This window comes from Pedobacter sp. ok626 (assembly GCF_900100435.1).
In the GTDB taxonomy this organism is placed as follows: domain Bacteria; phylum Bacteroidota; class Bacteroidia; order Sphingobacteriales; family Sphingobacteriaceae; genus Pedobacter.
Genome location: NZ_FNEX01000008.1, coordinates 16,916 through 33,455, shown reverse-complemented (window position 1 = coordinate 33,455; position 16,540 = coordinate 16,916). Strand labels below are relative to the sequence as shown.

The following is a 16,540-nucleotide window of genomic DNA, read 5'->3' as shown; positions in this document are numbered from 1 at the left end:
CTTATTTTTTGTGTCTACCTTCTAAGTTTAAACCAATATCTGCAAGGGTTTTTCCTTTTTCTCTTAGCAATACCAATAGGTGGAAAATCAGATCAGAGCTTTCGTTTACAAAATCAACATCAGTCTCATTTAAGGCTGCAATCACTGTTTCTACACCTTCTTCGCCAACTTTCTGTGCTATCTTATTTAAACCTTTCTTACGTAGCGTATTTACATAAGATTCAGCTGAAGGGTTTTCGTATCTGTCTTTAATGATCTGCTCCAGTTCAAAAATAAAGTTCTGGTTATAATTAGTTTTAAAGCAGCTGCGGGAGCCAGTATGACAAGTAGGGCCAACTGGTGTAGCTTTAATCAATATCGTATCATTATCGCAATCAATATGCGTTTCCTTTACAAAAAGGAAGTTTCCGCTTTCTTCACCTTTAGTCCACAAGCGATTTTTGCTGCGTGAGAAGAAGGTAACCTTACCCTCGGCCTGGGTTTTATCCCATGCCTCCTGGTTCATATAACCTAGCATTAAAACCTCCAGGGTTTGCTCGTCCTGTATGATTACAGGTACCAAACCCTGTGTTTTGTCGAAATCTATCTTCATAACCTTACCGGTATGTTGTGTTTTTTTAATTCTTCTTTTAAAAATGGGATAGGGATTTCACCGAAGTGAAAAACTGAGGCCGCCAGTGCTGCATCTACGCCGGTTTGTAAAAATACCTCTGTAAAATGTTCAACCTTTCCGGCACCACCAGAGGCGATAACAGGGATGTTGATAGCGCGAGCTACTTTATCCAGCAGCAAGCAATCAAAGCCGTTCTTTGTACCATCATGATCCATTGAAGTCAGTAATATTTCACCTGCGCCCAAGCTTTCAGCTTTAAGGATCCAGTCTTCAGTTTCCAATTCGGTAATTAATCGTCCACCATTTAAATGGACCATGTTACGACCATCAACCAACTTGGTATCCACCGCAAGCACTACAAACTGTACGCCAAAGGCTTTTGCTAAATCCTCAATTAACTGCGGATTTCTAACTGCAGCAGAGTTGATGCTGATTTTATCAGCCCCTGAATTTAGCAGGGCTTCTGCATCAGCAACCGAGGTAATCCCCCCACCAATGGTAAAAGGGATGTTCAATTGTCTGGCCACAGATTTTACCATTTCGATGGTTGTTCCTCTGCGTTCGTGGGTAGCAGTAATGTCCAGGAAAACCAGTTCGTCGGCACCTTGCTGTGCGTATTGCCAAGCCAGTTCTACTGGGTCGCCAGCATCTTTTAGGTCAACAAAGTTTACTCCCTTAACCGTTCGCCCGTCTTTTACATCCAGGCACGGAATAATACGTTTACTCAGCATCGGGTTATAAAGAGGTCATTTGCTTTAAATTCCAGTCTTTAATCTCTTCGATGGTGATCCTTTTTTCATAAATAGCTTTACCTACAACTACTGAACGAATATCAAGTGTAGCCAATTCCTCAATGTCAGCCATCGAGCTTACACCACCAGAAGCGATTAGTTTAATGAAAGGAGAGTGATCTAATAGTTTTCTATATAAGTCCATTGCTGCACCACCTAGTTTACCATCTTTATTGATGTCGGTACATAAGAAGCGGAAAAAGCCTAACTGCAGACATTTATCAACATAGTCCATCAGTTTTATCGGCGAACTTTCCATCCATCCCGAATATTTGATCACCTCATCAAGTACGTCAATCGCGATAACAATGCGGTTTGCATAATCGTATTTCTTACCAACTTCAGTACTCAGTTCTTGTAGAAAGTCAGGGTTGGTAATGGCCTGAGTACCTACAATTACACGGTGAATGCCAGCGTCCAATAAATCGGTCACCTGTTTAATGGTGCGGATACCGCCACCATATTGCACACGCATATCGGTTTTTTGGATCACCTCAAATAAGGCAGCCTGGTTGCTAAAGTCACCTTTGGCACCATTTAAATCAATGATATGTATAAATTCTGTACCATTAGACCGGTAGGTCTCTATCATTTCAGCGATGGAAACATCGTAAACTGTTTTCTGATTATAGTCGCCTTCTGTTAGTCGGACAACCTTTCCATCTAAAATATCAATTGCAGGAATAATGTACATTTTATTGTTTTAAGTTTGAAAAATTCTTTAGTAAACGTTCTCCGGCGATACCAGATTTCTCTGGGTGGAACTGAACGCCGTAGAAATTATTTTTTTGTATTGCTGCCGAAAATGGCATTCCATAGTCAGCAGTTGCGATGTCAAAAGTAGCGTTATATTCAATAAAGTACGAATGCACAAAATAAAATTGTGTGCCACTTTCAACACCTTCAAATAGCAAATTGTTTTGATGACTGATATTATTCCAGCCCATATGTGGGATTTTAATCCCCTGATGCTTATCGAATAACCTCGTTTGTATAGGTACGATGCCCATTAAGTCGGCATTTCCTTCTTCCGAATGCTCGGTTAAAAGTTGCATACCCACACAGATACCTAACACTGGTTTTTTTAGCGCTTTAATGGGGCTAACTAATCCGGTTTGTTCCAGCTTTTTCATGGCTGCACCGGCATGTCCTACACCGGGAATGATGATATGGGTATACAGTTCCAAGTCGGCTTCTGTGTTCACCATTCCATAGGGAATGCTTAATCGCTCTAACGCTGATGTCAGCGAAAAGATATTACCAGCCCCATAATTTACAATTCCAATCATTATAATATCCCCTTTGTGCTTGGTAAGACTAACTTATCCGGGTCACGTTTAATTGCTACTTTTATTGCTTTTGCAAAAGCTTTAAATATAGCTTCAATTTTATGATGTTCGTTATCACCCTCGGCTTTAATGTTCAAGTTGCATTTGGCAGCGTCGCTAAACGATTTGAAAAAGTGATAGAACATTTCTGTTGGCATATCGCCTACTTTTTCACGTTTAAAATCAGCATCCCAAACTATCCAGGCGCGACCGCCAAAATCGATGGCTGCCTGTGCCAGACAATCGTCCATCGGTAAGCAGAAGCCATAACGCTCTAAGCCCAGTTTGTTGCCGATGGCTTTCGCAAAAGCCTCGCCTAAAGCAATTCCTGTATCTTCGATGGTATGGTGCTCATCAATGTGTAAATCGCCTACTGTTTTGATTTTTAAGTCAATACTGCCATGGCGGGCAATCTGATCCAGCATATGGTCAAAGAAGTTCAATCCTGTATGGATATCAGCCTTGCCAGTTCCATCCAGATCAATATTGATGCTGATCTTGGTCTCATTGGTATTGCGTTCATGTAATACCACACGACTTCCAGCTCTTAAAAAAGTATAAATATCTACCCAGTCTTGTGTTTGCAAAGCAATCACATCGGCTAAGGTCTCAGCTTTGTCCAGTATTTCATTGGCACCTAGCAAATCATTGTTGCGGATCCAGATGGCTTTAGCCCCTAAATTTTTGGCTAGAATCACATCATTGATGCGGTCGCCGATTACAAAAGAGTTTTTAAGGTCGTAGCCTTCCGTCAAGAAATGTTGTAGCAAGCCGGTGTTCGGCTTACGGGTAGGTGCATTTTCATGTGCAAAAGTCTTGTCAATAATCACCTCATTAAACTCAACACCCTCACTGGCAAAAGTTTTCAAAACGAAGTTGTGAACAGGCCAGAAGTTTTCTTCAGGATGCGAATCTGTTCCAAGGCCATCTTGATTGGTGACCATTACCAGGTCGTAATCCAGCTCCTTTGCGATTTTTGCAAGGTACTGAATGGCCTTAGGGTAAAACTCGAGTTTGGCAAAGGAGTCTATCTGCTCATCCTCTGGTTCAGTAATCAGGGTTCCGTCTCTATCTATAAATAATACTTTCTTCATGATTTAGGTTTGGTTGAATTATTGGGTGTTTTTAAGCGCTGCTAAGAGTGTTTTGTTTTCTTCCTGGGTTCCGATCGTTATACGTAGACATCCTTCGCACAACGTCACCTTAGAGCGGTCTCTGATGATGATGCCTTCAGCTACCAAGGCATTGTAAGTACTTAACGCATTCTCCACTTCAATTAGTATAAAATTAGCGTCCGAAGGATACACCTTTTTAACAATCGCAAGTGCGGCCAATTCCTTACTTAGATTTTCTCTTTCGGCAACAGTAATTTTGATCCATTCGTTTACCTGTTCGATATTTTGCAAAGCCTTTAAAGCAATGTCCTGCGTAGCCTGGTTGATGTTGTAGGGAGGCTTTACCTTGTTCAATACATCAATTACCGGGCGGGCAGCAAAGGCCATTCCTAAACGAAGTGCAGCTAGTCCCCATGCTTTTGAAAAAGTTTGCAACACAACCAGATTGGGGTATTCAGTTAGCTCTTTAATAAAAGTTCGCTGTTTGGCGTAATTGATGTAAGCTTCGTCGATCACCACTAGACCTTTGAAATTAGCCAATACGGTTTCAATATCAGTGCGTACAATTGAATTTCCAGTAGGGTTGTTTGGCGAGCAGATGAAGATGAGTTTTGTGTTTTCATCAACAGCTTCAGCAATGCCATCCAGGTCTAACTGAAAGTTTGGAAGCAGGTTTACCTTGCGTATTTCAACGTTGTTGATGCCTGCCGAAACCTCGTACATGCCATAGGTTGGCGGCAGAATAACTACATTGTCTTGCTTAGGTTCACAGAAAGCTCTGAACAAAAGATCGATGGCTTCATCGCTTCCGTTTCCAAGGAAGGTGTTTTCAATTGGTACGCCCTTTATTTTGCTAATCGCGTCCTTTAAATCCAATTGTAGTGGATCAGGGTAACGGTTGTAATTTTCTTCTAATGGCGAACCGTAACTGTTCTCATTGGCATCCAGAAATATGCTGGCTTGCCCTTTATATTCATCCCTCGCGGTGGAGTAGGGGCGAAGGTTTTTGATGTTTTCTCTTTGTAATTTATTGATATCCATTTTAAAGCAATTTTAAACGAATGCTCACCGCATTCTTGTGTGCAATTAGTCCTTCAGCTTCAGCAAGAACTTCCACGGTATTTCCAATGTTTCTTAATCCCCTCGGGCTAATGTGCTGGAAGGTGATCTTTTTTACAAAAGAATCCAGCGATACGCCTGAGTAGGCCTTTGCGAAGCCACTCGTAGGCAAGGTATGATTAGTCCCGGAGGCGTAATCACCAGCACTCTCAGGGGTTAAGTTTCCAAGGAAAACGGAGCCTGCATTGCTGATTAGAGGGATGAGCTGTTCAAACCGATCTGTAGAAAGAATCAAATGCTCAGGTGCGTAGCTATTGCTAAATTCAATGCCTTCTTCAAGGTTGTCAACCAGTACTGCATAGGAATTGGCGATGGCCTGGGCAGCTATATCTTGCCTTGGTAATTCCTTTAATTGCAATTCAATCTGTGCTAGTGTATCAGTTATGATTTTACTTGACGTAGCTACCAGAATAGTCTGACTATCAGTCCCATGCTCAGCCTGTGCAAGTAGGTCGGAAGCGATGTATGACGAATTGGCAGTCTCGTCTGCGAGTACTAAAACCTCTGATGGACCGGCCGGCATATCTATAGCTGTGCCAGCTATAGATTGCACCAGTTGCTTAGCCTGAGTTACATAGCGGTTGCCCGGTCCAAAGATCTTGTAAACCTTCGGTACGCTTTCCGTTCCGTAAGCCATAGCTGCAACAGCTTGGGCGCCGCCTACAAGGTATATCTTTTCGATACCCAGCAATACAGCGACGTAGGCTAGATAGCAATTGGTTTTGCCATCTTTTTGTGGCGGAGAACAAACTACTATTTCCTTACAGCCGGCAAGGATTGCAGGTATACCGAGCATTAAAAAAGTACTTGGTAATACTGCTGTTCCACCGGGGATATAAAGTCCTACACGTTCTATTGCTCTGGTTTCGCGCCAGCAGGTAACCCCAGGCATGGTCTCTATTTTATCTTCCCTGTAGGATTGCGAAGCATGAAAAGCTTTGATATTTCTGTAAGCCGTATCTATTGCTGTTTTAGCTTCGGTAGGTATAGTAGAGGCAATGCGGTTGATCTCTTCCTTTTCTATAAAAAGCTGTTGAAGCTGCACCTTGTCGAAAGCCAGTGCATAATCAAACAAGGCTTGGTCTCCCTCTGTTTTAACCCGGTCAACAATGCCTTCAACCCTTTCAAGGATGGTAACATCATCTTCCAGCTGTCGCAAACAGATAGATTCAACTTCTTGTTTAGTTAAATCTTTATAACTATAGATTTTCAATGTTTTATGTTTTTGGTTTAACTATTAGTTAACGCTTGTTTTAAGCTTTTTTTGCGATTAAGCAATGATTTTCTCGATAGGCATCACTACAATCCCCTCGGCACCGGCGGCTTTCAGGCTATTGATCTTTTCCCAGAAATCGTGTTCTGCAATTACCGAATGTACAGCAACCCAATCTTCATCAAACAAGGGAACAACGGTTGGACTTTTTACACCTGGCAATAAATCCACTACTTTTTTAAGGTTGGTTTTTGCTACGTTAAGTACCACATATTTGGTCTCTTTTGCACGGAGTACTGACCGGATTCTTTGGAGCAATTCCTGAACTTCAGGTAGCAAATCTGATCCTGCTTTTCCAATTAAAATCGCTTCAGATTTCATCACTTCCGAGAAAGGTTTTAGTCCATTGCTTTTTAAAGTTCCGCCTGTAGAAACGATGTCGCAAATGGCATCACTCAATCCAAGTCCCGGGCCAATTTCTACTGATCCGGAAATTGTCCGAACCTCTGCATTTACATGATTTTCTTTTAGGTATTTTTCAAGGATTACCGGGTAAGATGTTGCGATGGCTTTGCCACTTAATTGTGCAATTTCGGTAATCTGGCTTTCATTAGGAATGGCGATTTTTAAAGTACATTTACCAAAACCTAGTTTTTGCAGATAGGTAACTTCAGCGCCGGCTTCAACAATTACGTTTTCACCCACAATACCCAGGTCTGCAATTCCATCCTGTACATATTCAGGAATGTCATCATCTCTCAGAAAAAGAATCTCTAAAGGGAAGTTTGTAACGGTTGATATTAATGAACTCTTGTAGTTCTCGAAAGATAAACCACAATTTTTAAGAATCTCTACTGATTTTTCGTTTAATCTACCCGATTTCTGGATAGCTATTTTAAGTGTTTTCACTGTATGCTTTTAGAATTATTGATTGAACAAGAAAATATTTCGGAAACAAGTTTTGAAGTACAAAACATTACATATACATCGCCAATTGGCGATGGTGCAAATGTAAATGATGGTTCAAAAGGTGTTTCATATAATATCTTAAGTTCCTTATCAACAATGGCTAGCATTATGAGGAGCTGCAAATATAGGGATTGAAATGGCAAATGCAAATTAATTATACAATTTTAGTAGATAAAGCCAAGCATTCACTTTGAATATACTTAATGGCAACTTAATTCACTGCATATTAACGGATGTTAACCGGACATTACTCGGCTCCACCCGGGTAGTGTCCGGGTAATGTCCGGGTAACGTCCGGGAATAGGCCGGCTATTCAGGGTTAACTGTAGGGAAACTGATCGCTGGTAATCTGTCCGCTCTTTAAATAGTTATCCTTATTCAATATTTATTTTACAGGACCTGTCGGAATTTTTGTACTTTGCATTGAATTTATCTCTTTCAAATGATCACTAGAATAAAATTAACAGCTCTAATCTTTTCTCTGTCCCTTGGTATATTAGAAGTTAGCGCACAGGATAGTCCAATTAAGGTTTCATCCAAAGTAAATACGGATAGAAGTGTCGATATATCCTTTGAAAAACAAGATCCTGGTACCTATACCGTTCTTGTTAATTTTGGGGATCTGACCAATGCTGAGGGTTCAAATGAGCAGGATGTTACCATCAAGGGGTATTCCGGAAATTTACTTACCCTGAAGCCTCAAAATGCAGAACGAGGTATTGGTTATTCCTACACGACTACTTATATCAGAGGGAAGTTTGAGCCAAAATATGATGCGAATTTTATTTATGTCTTGCCTTATAAATCGGGGACTAAGATTAGGATTGCTGAGGCGGAGTTTGTAGGTGCTAAATATTTTGGAAATACGACACCCGCAGATTGGAAGGTTTATAATTTTTACAGTAAACTTCAGGATACAGTTACTGCAGTAAGAAAGGGGATTGTGGTTGATATCAAAGATTCGTATGAAACTGAAATTGCTAATGATGTTGCTTACAGTAGTAGAACTAACAGTGTGATCATAGAGCATGCCGATGGTACGCTTGCTACTTACAAAGGATTTAAAAAAGGTAGTTTTATGGTCGAAGTGGGGCAGACTGTTTTTCCAGGCAGCACGCTTGGGCTGAATACTAAAACCAATCCAAAGAGTGATTTCCATATTTCATTAATGCTGAGCTATCTGAAATCAAAAGAAATTGATCGGACCAGGACCCTTCAAAATTCCAAAAGTTTATATGGTTTCATTACCCCACGTTTTTCTACATTAGAAGACCCAAATGTTATTTTGGAAGCTAGAAAGACATATACTGCTTCATTGCCAGTTGAAGTGCAGAAAAAGGAATTGACTAAAAAGGAACTGAAAAAGCAGGGCATTAAGTAGCTTAATTGGATTAATGGCATTGTAATTGTAAATAAACATTATTTTTGCAGTCAATATCACTATTTTGAAGAAAGCCCTATTTTTACTGATCCCTATTTGTTTATTGCTGAATGCTTGTAACTGGTTTAAGGACATTCCGGAAGTCGGTTTGGTTTTGGCCAAGCATTTTGACAATAAACTCTATAAGAAATTTGATACTGCCGAATATAACGTCATTTTTAAAAGACATTTAGATTCTTTGCAGGGCAATTTCTCTAATCCGAATACAATTAAAACGTATTATCTCCGCAATAACACTGAGCCACGCTTGGTTACTAAGTATTTTGTGAATGGTGCATTAGATTCCCTTAAAAATTACATAAGCAGAAGCGAACAACACGGCTTTAATCCTGAAGTATTTGGGTATAAGAAATTAAAAACGCTACTTGAAGTACTAACCGACAATAAATTCAAATCCATTGCTGAGGTGTATCCTGTAGTTGCAGATTTGGAACTGAACGCGGCCGAGAGTCTGATTAAGTACAATAATTTTGTTTACTATGGTAGTGTAAACCCGCGTAAGTTATTATCGCGCTATTATGTGCCAGTAAAAAGACCTGATAGTGCAGGTATGACGGCTGTGCTGGGTACTGAAGACCTGCCAAAATTACTTATTTCCATTCAACCCAGTTCTGAGAAATATCGTGAACTCCAGGAAGCAATGTTGAAGCTCGAGAAAAAGGGGAATAAGGATAATCAGGCTTTAAAAACCATCCAGGTGAATATGGAAAGATTGAGGTGGAAATTACCCGATCTTGGAGAGGAGTATGTTGAAGTAAATATTCCTGATTTTTCTTTAACCTGGTTTGACAAACAAGATACCTTAAGCCATATGAAAGTATGTGTGGGTGCTCCACGTGAAAAGGATTATGCTGAAAAAATAAAGCTGTACGCTAAAACGGGTAACCTGGACGATAAGCCGAAAAATCATGAAACACCAATATTGTACAGTAAACTAAACTCTATTCAGGTAAATCCAATATGGAATATCCCGGTAAGTATTGCTAGAAATGAAATCTACTGGCAGGCAGTCAGAGATCCATATTATCTGTCCAATAACAACATTAAGGTTTATTATAAAGGGAAGCAGGTTAACGATCCAGATACAATTCAATGGAGTAAGTATCCAAGAGAAAAACTACCTTATCAGTTTAAGCAAGGTTCTGGTGAAGGGAATGCGCTGGGTAAATTTAAATTTATATTCGACAATGGGTCGAGCATTTACTTACACGATACCAATAACAAAAGTGGATTTGCTCGTGGCAATAGAGCCATTAGTCATGGTTGTGTACGGGTAGAAAAACCTTTAGAGTTTGCGCAAATGATGGTGAAAGATAAGTATCAGTATGATCAGCTAAGGATGGAAGTAAACCTGCCGCCAATTGATACCACAAAAATGGAGGTTTTCAATAAAAAGATGGCAAAGAAAGCCGATACACTAAACACATTCAAGTTAAAACCTAAATGGTTCGGGGCCAAAAAGCGAGTGCCATTGATTATCAATTACATCACCGCATGGCCTCAAAATGGGGTAATACAATTTAGGGAAGATGTTTATGGTTTAGACGAAACTTTATACGCAGCTATGAAGAAATTCATGTAAAAGTATTAACTTTGTTTTTTAATGAATTTCCTATACCCAGGTTTTCTTTTAGCACTACTGGCAATAGCCATCCCTATTGTAATTCATTTATTCAATTTCCGGAAATTTAAAAAGATCTACTTTAGTAACGTTCAGTTTCTTACGGCTGTTCAGGAGCAAAATTCGTCTAAAGAAAAGCTGAAGAATTTGCTGGTATTGCTATGCAGAGTCTTGGCGATTATTTTCCTGGTATTGGCTTTTGCCAGACCTTTTATCCCTTCATCCAATCAACCTCATAAAAATGCAGCGGGTAATCTGATCAGCATTTATATAGATAATTCTTACAGTATGGAAAGCCTGAATAAGGAAGGAAATTTACTGGAAGAAGCAAAGCGCAAAGCCAAAGAAATTGCAAAGGCTTACGCTATGACCGATCAGTTTAAGCTCCTGACTAATGATTTCGAGGGTAAACACCAGCGGGCCGTAAATAAGGAGGAATTTATGAGTTTGCTGGATGGTATAAAGATTTCGGCAGCGAGTAGATCTTTAGCCCAGGTGATCAATCGTTTGGAGACTGATAATGCCACAAATAAAAATGAACAGGCTTATTTGCTCTCAGATTTTCAAAAGAACTTTGTGGGCACACAAGCCCTTAAGACGAATAAGGACATCAGCTATTCATTTATAAAGTTAAATGCGAATAGTTTGCCTAACATATCTGCAGATAGCATTTGGAGTATATCGCCAGTTCATTTGCCCAATCAAACAGAACAGTTTGTGGTGCAGTTGCACAATTATGGCGATGAGGATGCAGTAGATGTACCTTTAAAATTAACCATCAATAAGCAGCAAAAGGCAATTGACAACGTGAATATCCCAGCTGGGAAGACTCTAAAAGACACGCTGTCTTTTAGCGGCCTAAAAGGTGGATGGCAAGAAGGATTGTTAAGTATAAAGGATTTTCCACTCAGCTTTGATGATGAATTGAATTTTACCTTCAAGGTAGCGCAAGATCTGAGGGTGTTGAGCATTAGTGGTAAGCCTACAGAAAGATATATTCGTTCACTTTTTTCGGCTGATGCTTATTTTAAGCTTACAGAAATGCCGGAGTCGAACATTAGGTATTCAGACTTTCCCGAATATAGTCTGATTATACTGGATGGATTGAAAGAGCCTTCTTCTGGATTGGCTCAGCAGTTAAAGCGCTATGTAGAAAATGGTGGGTCAGTTATTGTCTTTCCTGATTTGGATGCGAATGCTGCGGTTTACACTCCATTTTTGACGGGCTTGTCTTTGCCCGCTGTGCAGCAGTTAAATGTTGGTCCGGCGATAGCCAGTACAATCGATCTAAAGAATTCGGTATTTAAAGATGTATTTGAACAGGTTCCTGATAATATTGACTTACCGGTTGTGACTAGATATTTTAGTTACGCAGAGCAAAATACCAGCAATAAAGAGAATATCTTTAAACTGCCACTTAACAAGTTCCTTTTTGCAAGGTATAATCTCGGTGCAGGCAAAGTGTATTTGTCGGCAAGTTCTTTAGATGCGAAGGATGGCAATATAGCCAGACATCCGGTTTTTGTCCCGTTGATGTTTAAGATCGCTTTTGCCAGCAATAGGGAACAGCCATTTTATTACGTAACTGGAAAAAGCAATGTGCTGGAAAGTGCAAAGATCAACTTAACAGGTAATCAATCTCTAAAATTGGTTTCTGCAGGCTTTGAAGTCATACCAGAGCTTAGACAAACACCAGGAAAAACGCTTTTATATGTGGCCGATCAGGTAAAGAAATCGGGTTTTTATGAGTTGAAGAAGGCTGATTCTGTATTGTCAGTTGTGGCATTTAATGATGATAGAACAGAGTCAGACATGCATTATGCTACTGAAAATGATATTAAAACCTTATTTAACAAACAAAATATAACATTTTACAATTCTAAGAAAGACGCCTTATCTATGAATATGGAGTTGAAAAATAACAGCAGCGAGTTATGGAAACTTTGCCTAATTTTGGCTGTTGTTTTCTTAGCCATTGAAATCCTATTGATCAGATTTTTTAATCCTACAAAAAATATACAAACAACATGAATCTTCTCATCACAGGCGTAACGATTGCCGATCCCAACAGTAAGTTTAACCAGCAGAAATGTGATGTACGTGTAGAACATGGCAAAATCACTGCTATTGAAAGCAAATTGGGTACCTTGACTGCAACGAAGTCTGAAACCATTTTTGATGGTTCAGGCTCGGTACTTTCACCGGGTTTCTTTGATCTGAATTGTGCTATCGGAGATCCTGGGATTGAAACCAAGGAAGACATCTATACGGCAACAGCTGCTGCGGCTGCTGGAGGTTTTACAGGATTAGCTGTTTTGCCACATACACAACCGGTGGTTCAGTCTAAAGGCGAAATCGCGTATATCATTAATAAGGCAAAAGGTAATTTAGTAGATGTATTTCCTGTGGGGGCAGTAAGCCAAAATTTGGAAGGCAAGGAACTTGCTGAAATGTACGACATGAAACAGGCAGGTGCTATTGCATTTTCGGATGGAACAAAAGCAATCGCTGATGATGGTTTCATGAGTCGTGCACTACAATATGCAAAAGGACTAAATGGTTTACTGATGGTTTATCCTGAAAATAAATCTATAGCTGGTAAATCGCAAATCAACGAAAGCAAGAACAGTGTGTTGCTGGGCATGAAAGGTCTTCCTGGATTGGCAGAAGAGATGCACATCAGCAGAGATATATTTTTAGCAACTTATCACGATGCACCAGTGCACATCAGCAACATTTCTACTGCCGGTTCGGTGGCACTCATTAAGAAGGCTAAAAAAGACGGAGTTAAAATTACCTGCGATGTGGCAGCACATCATCTGGTGTTTACAGAAGAACTGCTAAACGATTTTGATAGTAACTATAAGGTGAAACCTCCTTTGCGTGCTAAAACTGACGTTAAAGCCTTAATAAGTGGTTTAAAAGACGGAACTATTGATGCGGTAAGCTCCCAACACCGTCCGCATGAAATTGAATTTAAAGATGTAGAGTTTGAAATCGCCGCTTATGGCATTATTGCTTTGCAGACCGTGTTGCCACTAATGTTGAAAGCTGGGTTGGATGCGGGACAGATTGCAGAGAAGCTTTCGGTAAATCCACGCAGATTGCTGGGCTTAGCTGTTCCAGTGATTGAAAAAGATGCCGAAGCTAATTTCACCATCTATAGTACTACTGAGGAGTGGTTGTACAATACGGAGAACAATTTTTCTAAATCGGCAAATTCGCCATTACTTAATAAAAAATTAACCGGTAAAGTAAAGCTGGTATACAATAACAAACAATTACAATCTTATGGATAATTATGTAAAAGCAGCGCTGATCGCATCACTGGATAAGTTTTCGGCAGCCTCAGGAAAAGATTCAGCTAAGCTAAAAGCGGATTTAATTGAAGTGTTTAGCAAGGATCTTGGGTTTTTGGAGAAGGTAGGTGAGTTTGATGCTGCTGTTGATGAGCATCCTGCTTTTGATGAATTGAGAGAAGTTTTCTTTGATTTGTTAATGATTAATTTCTTTGCTAATGATGTGAAGAAACTGGAAGAAGATTATTTGGATTCGGAAGAATGGGCAGATATTGAAGAAGAAACTATTGATAGGGGGACAGAGTTGTTAAACCTGTTGTTGTATATCAATGAGTGTCATGACGAAAAAATTAAGCCTGAGCTGGATGACTTCCTTAAAGAGTTTTTACTTGTAGAGGAAGATGAGTTCCAGGATGAGTTTCATATTTATGAAGACCTGATTACCAATCAGCAATTGGCAGAAAGCAGTGTGGAAGATATCTGCAGTCATGCTGGTATGATCGAGTTGGGCGAGGAAATGGAAGAGTTATTTGTACCATTCATGGTTTTCTTCCATCAGCCAAAAGCGAACGAAGAGGTAATTAAAGAACTGGAGACCTATAGTGCCAATAAGGAATTTGACATTGCAGTTTATTCATTGATTGCTGCGTTTAACGACTAATTATTTTTGAACTGAAATTATGGTAGAGCATACAAAGACTTTAGAAAATTTAAAACCTGAAGCAGTAAAGAATGGAATCGGACTAGGTTTAATTGCGTTAGTATTAGGCATACTGTCCGCTTATCTTTTAGTAGGTGCTAAATCTATGATGGCGATTTTTCTTATTCCCATAGGAGTAGGCTTAATAATTCCTCTTGTTGTGGCGGTGCTTTTTTGCTTAGACCTTAGGAAAAAGATCGGGGGATTCTGGAACTTAAGACAGGCGACATCCGGTATTTTCATTATGTTTTTAGTTACATATGCCATATCCAATGTAGGAAATGTAATTTTCAATAAATTTATTGAAAAGGATATGACGGAAAGGATTCAGAATACTGTAGTTGGAGCTACATCTTCATTGATGAAGAATCAAGGTGTTGATGAAGAGCAGGTTGATAAAAAAGTAGCAGAAATGAATGCTGATTTCGAACGAAAAAATCAAGGTACCATTATGCAAACCATACAAGGACATGTTATCGGAGTGATTATCGTATTTGTGATTGCCTTGCTTTTTGGTGCAGTTCTTAAGAAAGAACAAATCATTTATATCAACGAATAATTATTGAATAATAACGTTATTAGCCCTCTTTCTTTAAACAGAAAGAGGGCTTTTTATTGCGTTAAGCTTTTGGATAAGGAATAAAAAAACTGAACGTAGTGCCAACACCAAGCTCGCTTTTTACGCTGATTTTTCCTTTCTGCATTTCTACCAGTTGTTTACAGATGTATAAGCCTAGTCCAGTACCTATCTGGCCTTTTGCGGAGTTGGTTTGATAATATTGAGAGAAAAGGTTAGCTTGTTGATCGGGGCTAATGCCCATTCCAGTATCTATGATATCAACCTGTAGTCGGGTGTCGTCAGGCAGCAATTCTGCATTGATGGTCACCTTTCCTTCGTTGGTATACTTGATCGCATTGCTTACAAGGTTGACCATGATTTGTTTTAATCTAAAAGCATCACCTAGCACTATTGCTTCCGTATCGCCTTTAAAGTTGTAACTGAGTTCCAGTTTCTTTTTTGTGGCGCTATAGCTCATGCTTTCGATTACCTGGTTTATGGTGAAATTTGGATTAAAAGGATCGCTTTCTATTTTTAATTCGCTGGTTTCCATTTTAGCGGCATCCAAGGTATCATTTAATGTGCGTAACAACATGTCTGAAGAGCCCTTTATGGATTCGAGCATGTCCGTCTGACGCTGCGTAAGTGTAGTTTTTGCGAATATGTAAAGGAAGCCCTTTATAGTCGTCAATGGGTTTCTGATCTCATGTGTCATGTGGGTGAGTAGTTCCATTTTTTGTCGCGCAATATTTACTGACCTTTCGTTTTCCTTTAGCAACTGCAATTCCGATTTGTTCAGTTGAAAGATGAAAATGATCAATAATGCAGCAAATAACAGCACGAGGAATAAAGCAGCCAGGTAAAATTTATTGAGCAACGATGTTGTTTCCTGGTAGTTTTTAAAAGCCATACCTTTCAACTCATCCGCCATTTTGTAGTTAATGTCTTTTAAATCATTTACAATGCGTTCCAGCTCATTGGTGATATTCGCATTGAGGGAGATGAGTTCCCTTTGCATGCTTAGCATTTTAACATTATGTTGTTGCAGCTCTTGTAGCTTTCTTGCATTGTCAACCTTGTTGCGGGCAATAATTTTTTGTGTAGCCAGCTCTGCGGTATTTGTGTTGTGATTAATTTCTACCACACCAGTAGCTGTACCTTGTTTATTCGATATCGCATCTTTTAACCTTCCAAAAAGCCCTTTTTTCTCTACAGAAATAGCCTTTCTTATCGTATCTGTTTTGGTGTTGAACTTCTTTTTACTGGTTTTTAAGTTCGTGCTGATTTCAGTTAAGTTAGGCTGACCATTAAACTGAGCATAAACAGTTAGCAGCGAATCGAAATTGTGTTTAAGTTCAAAGAGTCGGTTCGAAAGTTCCAGTTTTTTCTTGTACCACACTTTTACCTGGTTGCCTTGTGCTGCGGTTAGCTGAGTGGTATCTGTTTGAGTGTTTAATAAGGTGTCTATTTTATTGAAAGCCAGCGTTAGCTTAACCTTATAGTCGTTGCTTTTGGGTCCATTGATATCCAGTAGTGATTCTTGAAAGTCATCTTCCGCTTGATGGAGTAATAAAAGTGCCTGTTCCGGTTTAAGCCGGTGTTCAATATTGCTGGCCAATTTAGAGATATCCTCTAGTTTTTTAGTAATAGCATTACGCACAAAAAGGGCTGCTACGGCAAGAATAATAACAAATACAAGAAATGTTAGTAATGTTTTTCGGGCGAGAGTTTTGGTGTAAGTAACTTTCATTCAGGTGCAAAAGTAAGGATAA

15 protein-coding genes are annotated in these 16,540 nt (G+C 39.5%); 6 read left to right on the top strand and 9 right to left on the bottom strand.

Annotation, left to right across the window (positions count from 1 at the left end; genetic code table 11):
* Position 1 precedes the first annotated feature (1 nt).
* Genes hisIE through hisG form a run of 8 tightly spaced genes read right to left on the bottom strand, consistent with a single transcriptional unit; the run spans position 2 to position 7,088 of the window.
* Positions 2–592, bottom strand: a complete 591-nt coding sequence (gene hisIE / locus BLS35_RS12695; protein WP_090781517.1) for a bifunctional phosphoribosyl-AMP cyclohydrolase/phosphoribosyl-ATP diphosphatase HisIE — start codon at positions 590–592, stop codon at positions 2–4.
* On the bottom strand, positions 589–1,344 hold the full coding sequence (hisF, locus tag BLS35_RS12690; RefSeq protein ID WP_090781515.1) for an imidazole glycerol phosphate synthase subunit HisF: 756 nt from the start codon (positions 1,342–1,344) through the stop codon (positions 589–591). The genes hisIE and hisF overlap by 4 nt, the downstream gene beginning before the upstream one ends.
* A gap of 4 nt (positions 1,345–1,348) precedes the next feature.
* A complete protein-coding gene (hisA, locus tag BLS35_RS12685; protein ID WP_090781513.1) occupies positions 1,349–2,098 on the bottom strand; it encodes a 1-(5-phosphoribosyl)-5-[(5-phosphoribosylamino)methylideneamino]imidazole-4-carboxamide isomerase in 750 nt (249 codons plus the stop codon).
* Between the two features lies 1 nt (position 2,099).
* Entirely contained in the window at positions 2,100–2,693 is a 594-nt protein-coding gene (gene hisH / locus BLS35_RS12680) for an imidazole glycerol phosphate synthase subunit HisH (RefSeq protein ID WP_090781511.1), read from the bottom strand.
* On the bottom strand, positions 2,693–3,826 hold the full coding sequence (gene hisB, locus BLS35_RS12675) for a bifunctional histidinol-phosphatase/imidazoleglycerol-phosphate dehydratase HisB (RefSeq protein ID WP_090781509.1): 1,134 nt from the start codon (positions 3,824–3,826) through the stop codon (positions 2,693–2,695). The genes hisH and hisB overlap by 1 nt, the downstream gene beginning before the upstream one ends.
* 18 nt (positions 3,827–3,844) lie before the next feature.
* Complete coding sequence (gene hisC / locus BLS35_RS12670; RefSeq protein WP_090781507.1) at positions 3,845–4,888, bottom strand: histidinol-phosphate transaminase; 1,044 nt, start codon at positions 4,886–4,888, stop codon at positions 3,845–3,847.
* A gap of 1 nt (position 4,889) precedes the next feature.
* A complete protein-coding gene (gene hisD / locus BLS35_RS12665) occupies positions 4,890–6,179 on the bottom strand; it encodes a histidinol dehydrogenase (protein ID WP_090781505.1) in 1,290 nt (429 codons plus the stop codon).
* 57 nt (positions 6,180–6,236) lie between these two features.
* Positions 6,237–7,088, bottom strand: coding sequence for an ATP phosphoribosyltransferase (gene hisG, locus BLS35_RS12660; RefSeq protein WP_090781503.1), 852 nt, complete (start codon positions 7,086–7,088; stop codon positions 6,237–6,239).
* A gap of 502 nt (positions 7,089–7,590) precedes the next feature.
* Between hisG and BLS35_RS12650 the strand changes: the two genes are divergently transcribed.
* From BLS35_RS12650 to BLS35_RS12625, 6 genes are all read left to right on the top strand, one after another.
* Positions 7,591–8,529 carry a peptidoglycan DD-metalloendopeptidase family protein gene (locus BLS35_RS12650; protein WP_090781499.1) on the top strand — a complete coding sequence of 313 codons (939 nt, stop codon included), beginning with the start codon at positions 7,591–7,593 and terminating at the stop codon, positions 8,527–8,529.
* Positions 8,530–8,593: 64 nt separating this feature from the next.
* A complete protein-coding gene (locus tag BLS35_RS12645) occupies positions 8,594–10,171 on the top strand; it encodes a L,D-transpeptidase family protein (protein WP_254778857.1) in 1,578 nt (525 codons plus the stop codon).
* 21 nt (positions 10,172–10,192) lie between these two features.
* Positions 10,193–12,241: a BatA domain-containing protein gene (locus tag BLS35_RS12640; RefSeq protein ID WP_090781497.1), complete on the top strand. Its 2,049-nt coding sequence runs from the start codon at positions 10,193–10,195 to the stop codon at positions 12,239–12,241.
* On the top strand, positions 12,238–13,509 hold the full coding sequence (locus tag BLS35_RS12635) for a dihydroorotase (RefSeq protein WP_090781495.1): 1,272 nt from the start codon (positions 12,238–12,240) through the stop codon (positions 13,507–13,509). The genes BLS35_RS12640 and BLS35_RS12635 overlap by 4 nt, the downstream gene beginning before the upstream one ends.
* Positions 13,502–14,170: a hypothetical protein gene (locus tag BLS35_RS12630; protein ID WP_090781493.1), complete on the top strand. Its 669-nt coding sequence runs from the start codon at positions 13,502–13,504 to the stop codon at positions 14,168–14,170. The genes BLS35_RS12635 and BLS35_RS12630 overlap by 8 nt, the downstream gene beginning before the upstream one ends.
* A 19-nt stretch (positions 14,171–14,189) precedes the next feature.
* Complete coding sequence (locus BLS35_RS12625; RefSeq protein WP_090781491.1) at positions 14,190–14,768, top strand: DUF4199 domain-containing protein; 579 nt, start codon at positions 14,190–14,192, stop codon at positions 14,766–14,768.
* A 61-nt stretch (positions 14,769–14,829) separates the two neighbouring features.
* Here the strand turns inward: BLS35_RS12625 and BLS35_RS12620 are convergent, their stop codons facing one another.
* A complete protein-coding gene (locus tag BLS35_RS12620) occupies positions 14,830–16,518 on the bottom strand; it encodes a sensor histidine kinase (RefSeq protein ID WP_090781489.1) in 1,689 nt (562 codons plus the stop codon).
* Positions 16,519–16,540: the final 22 nt, after the last annotated feature.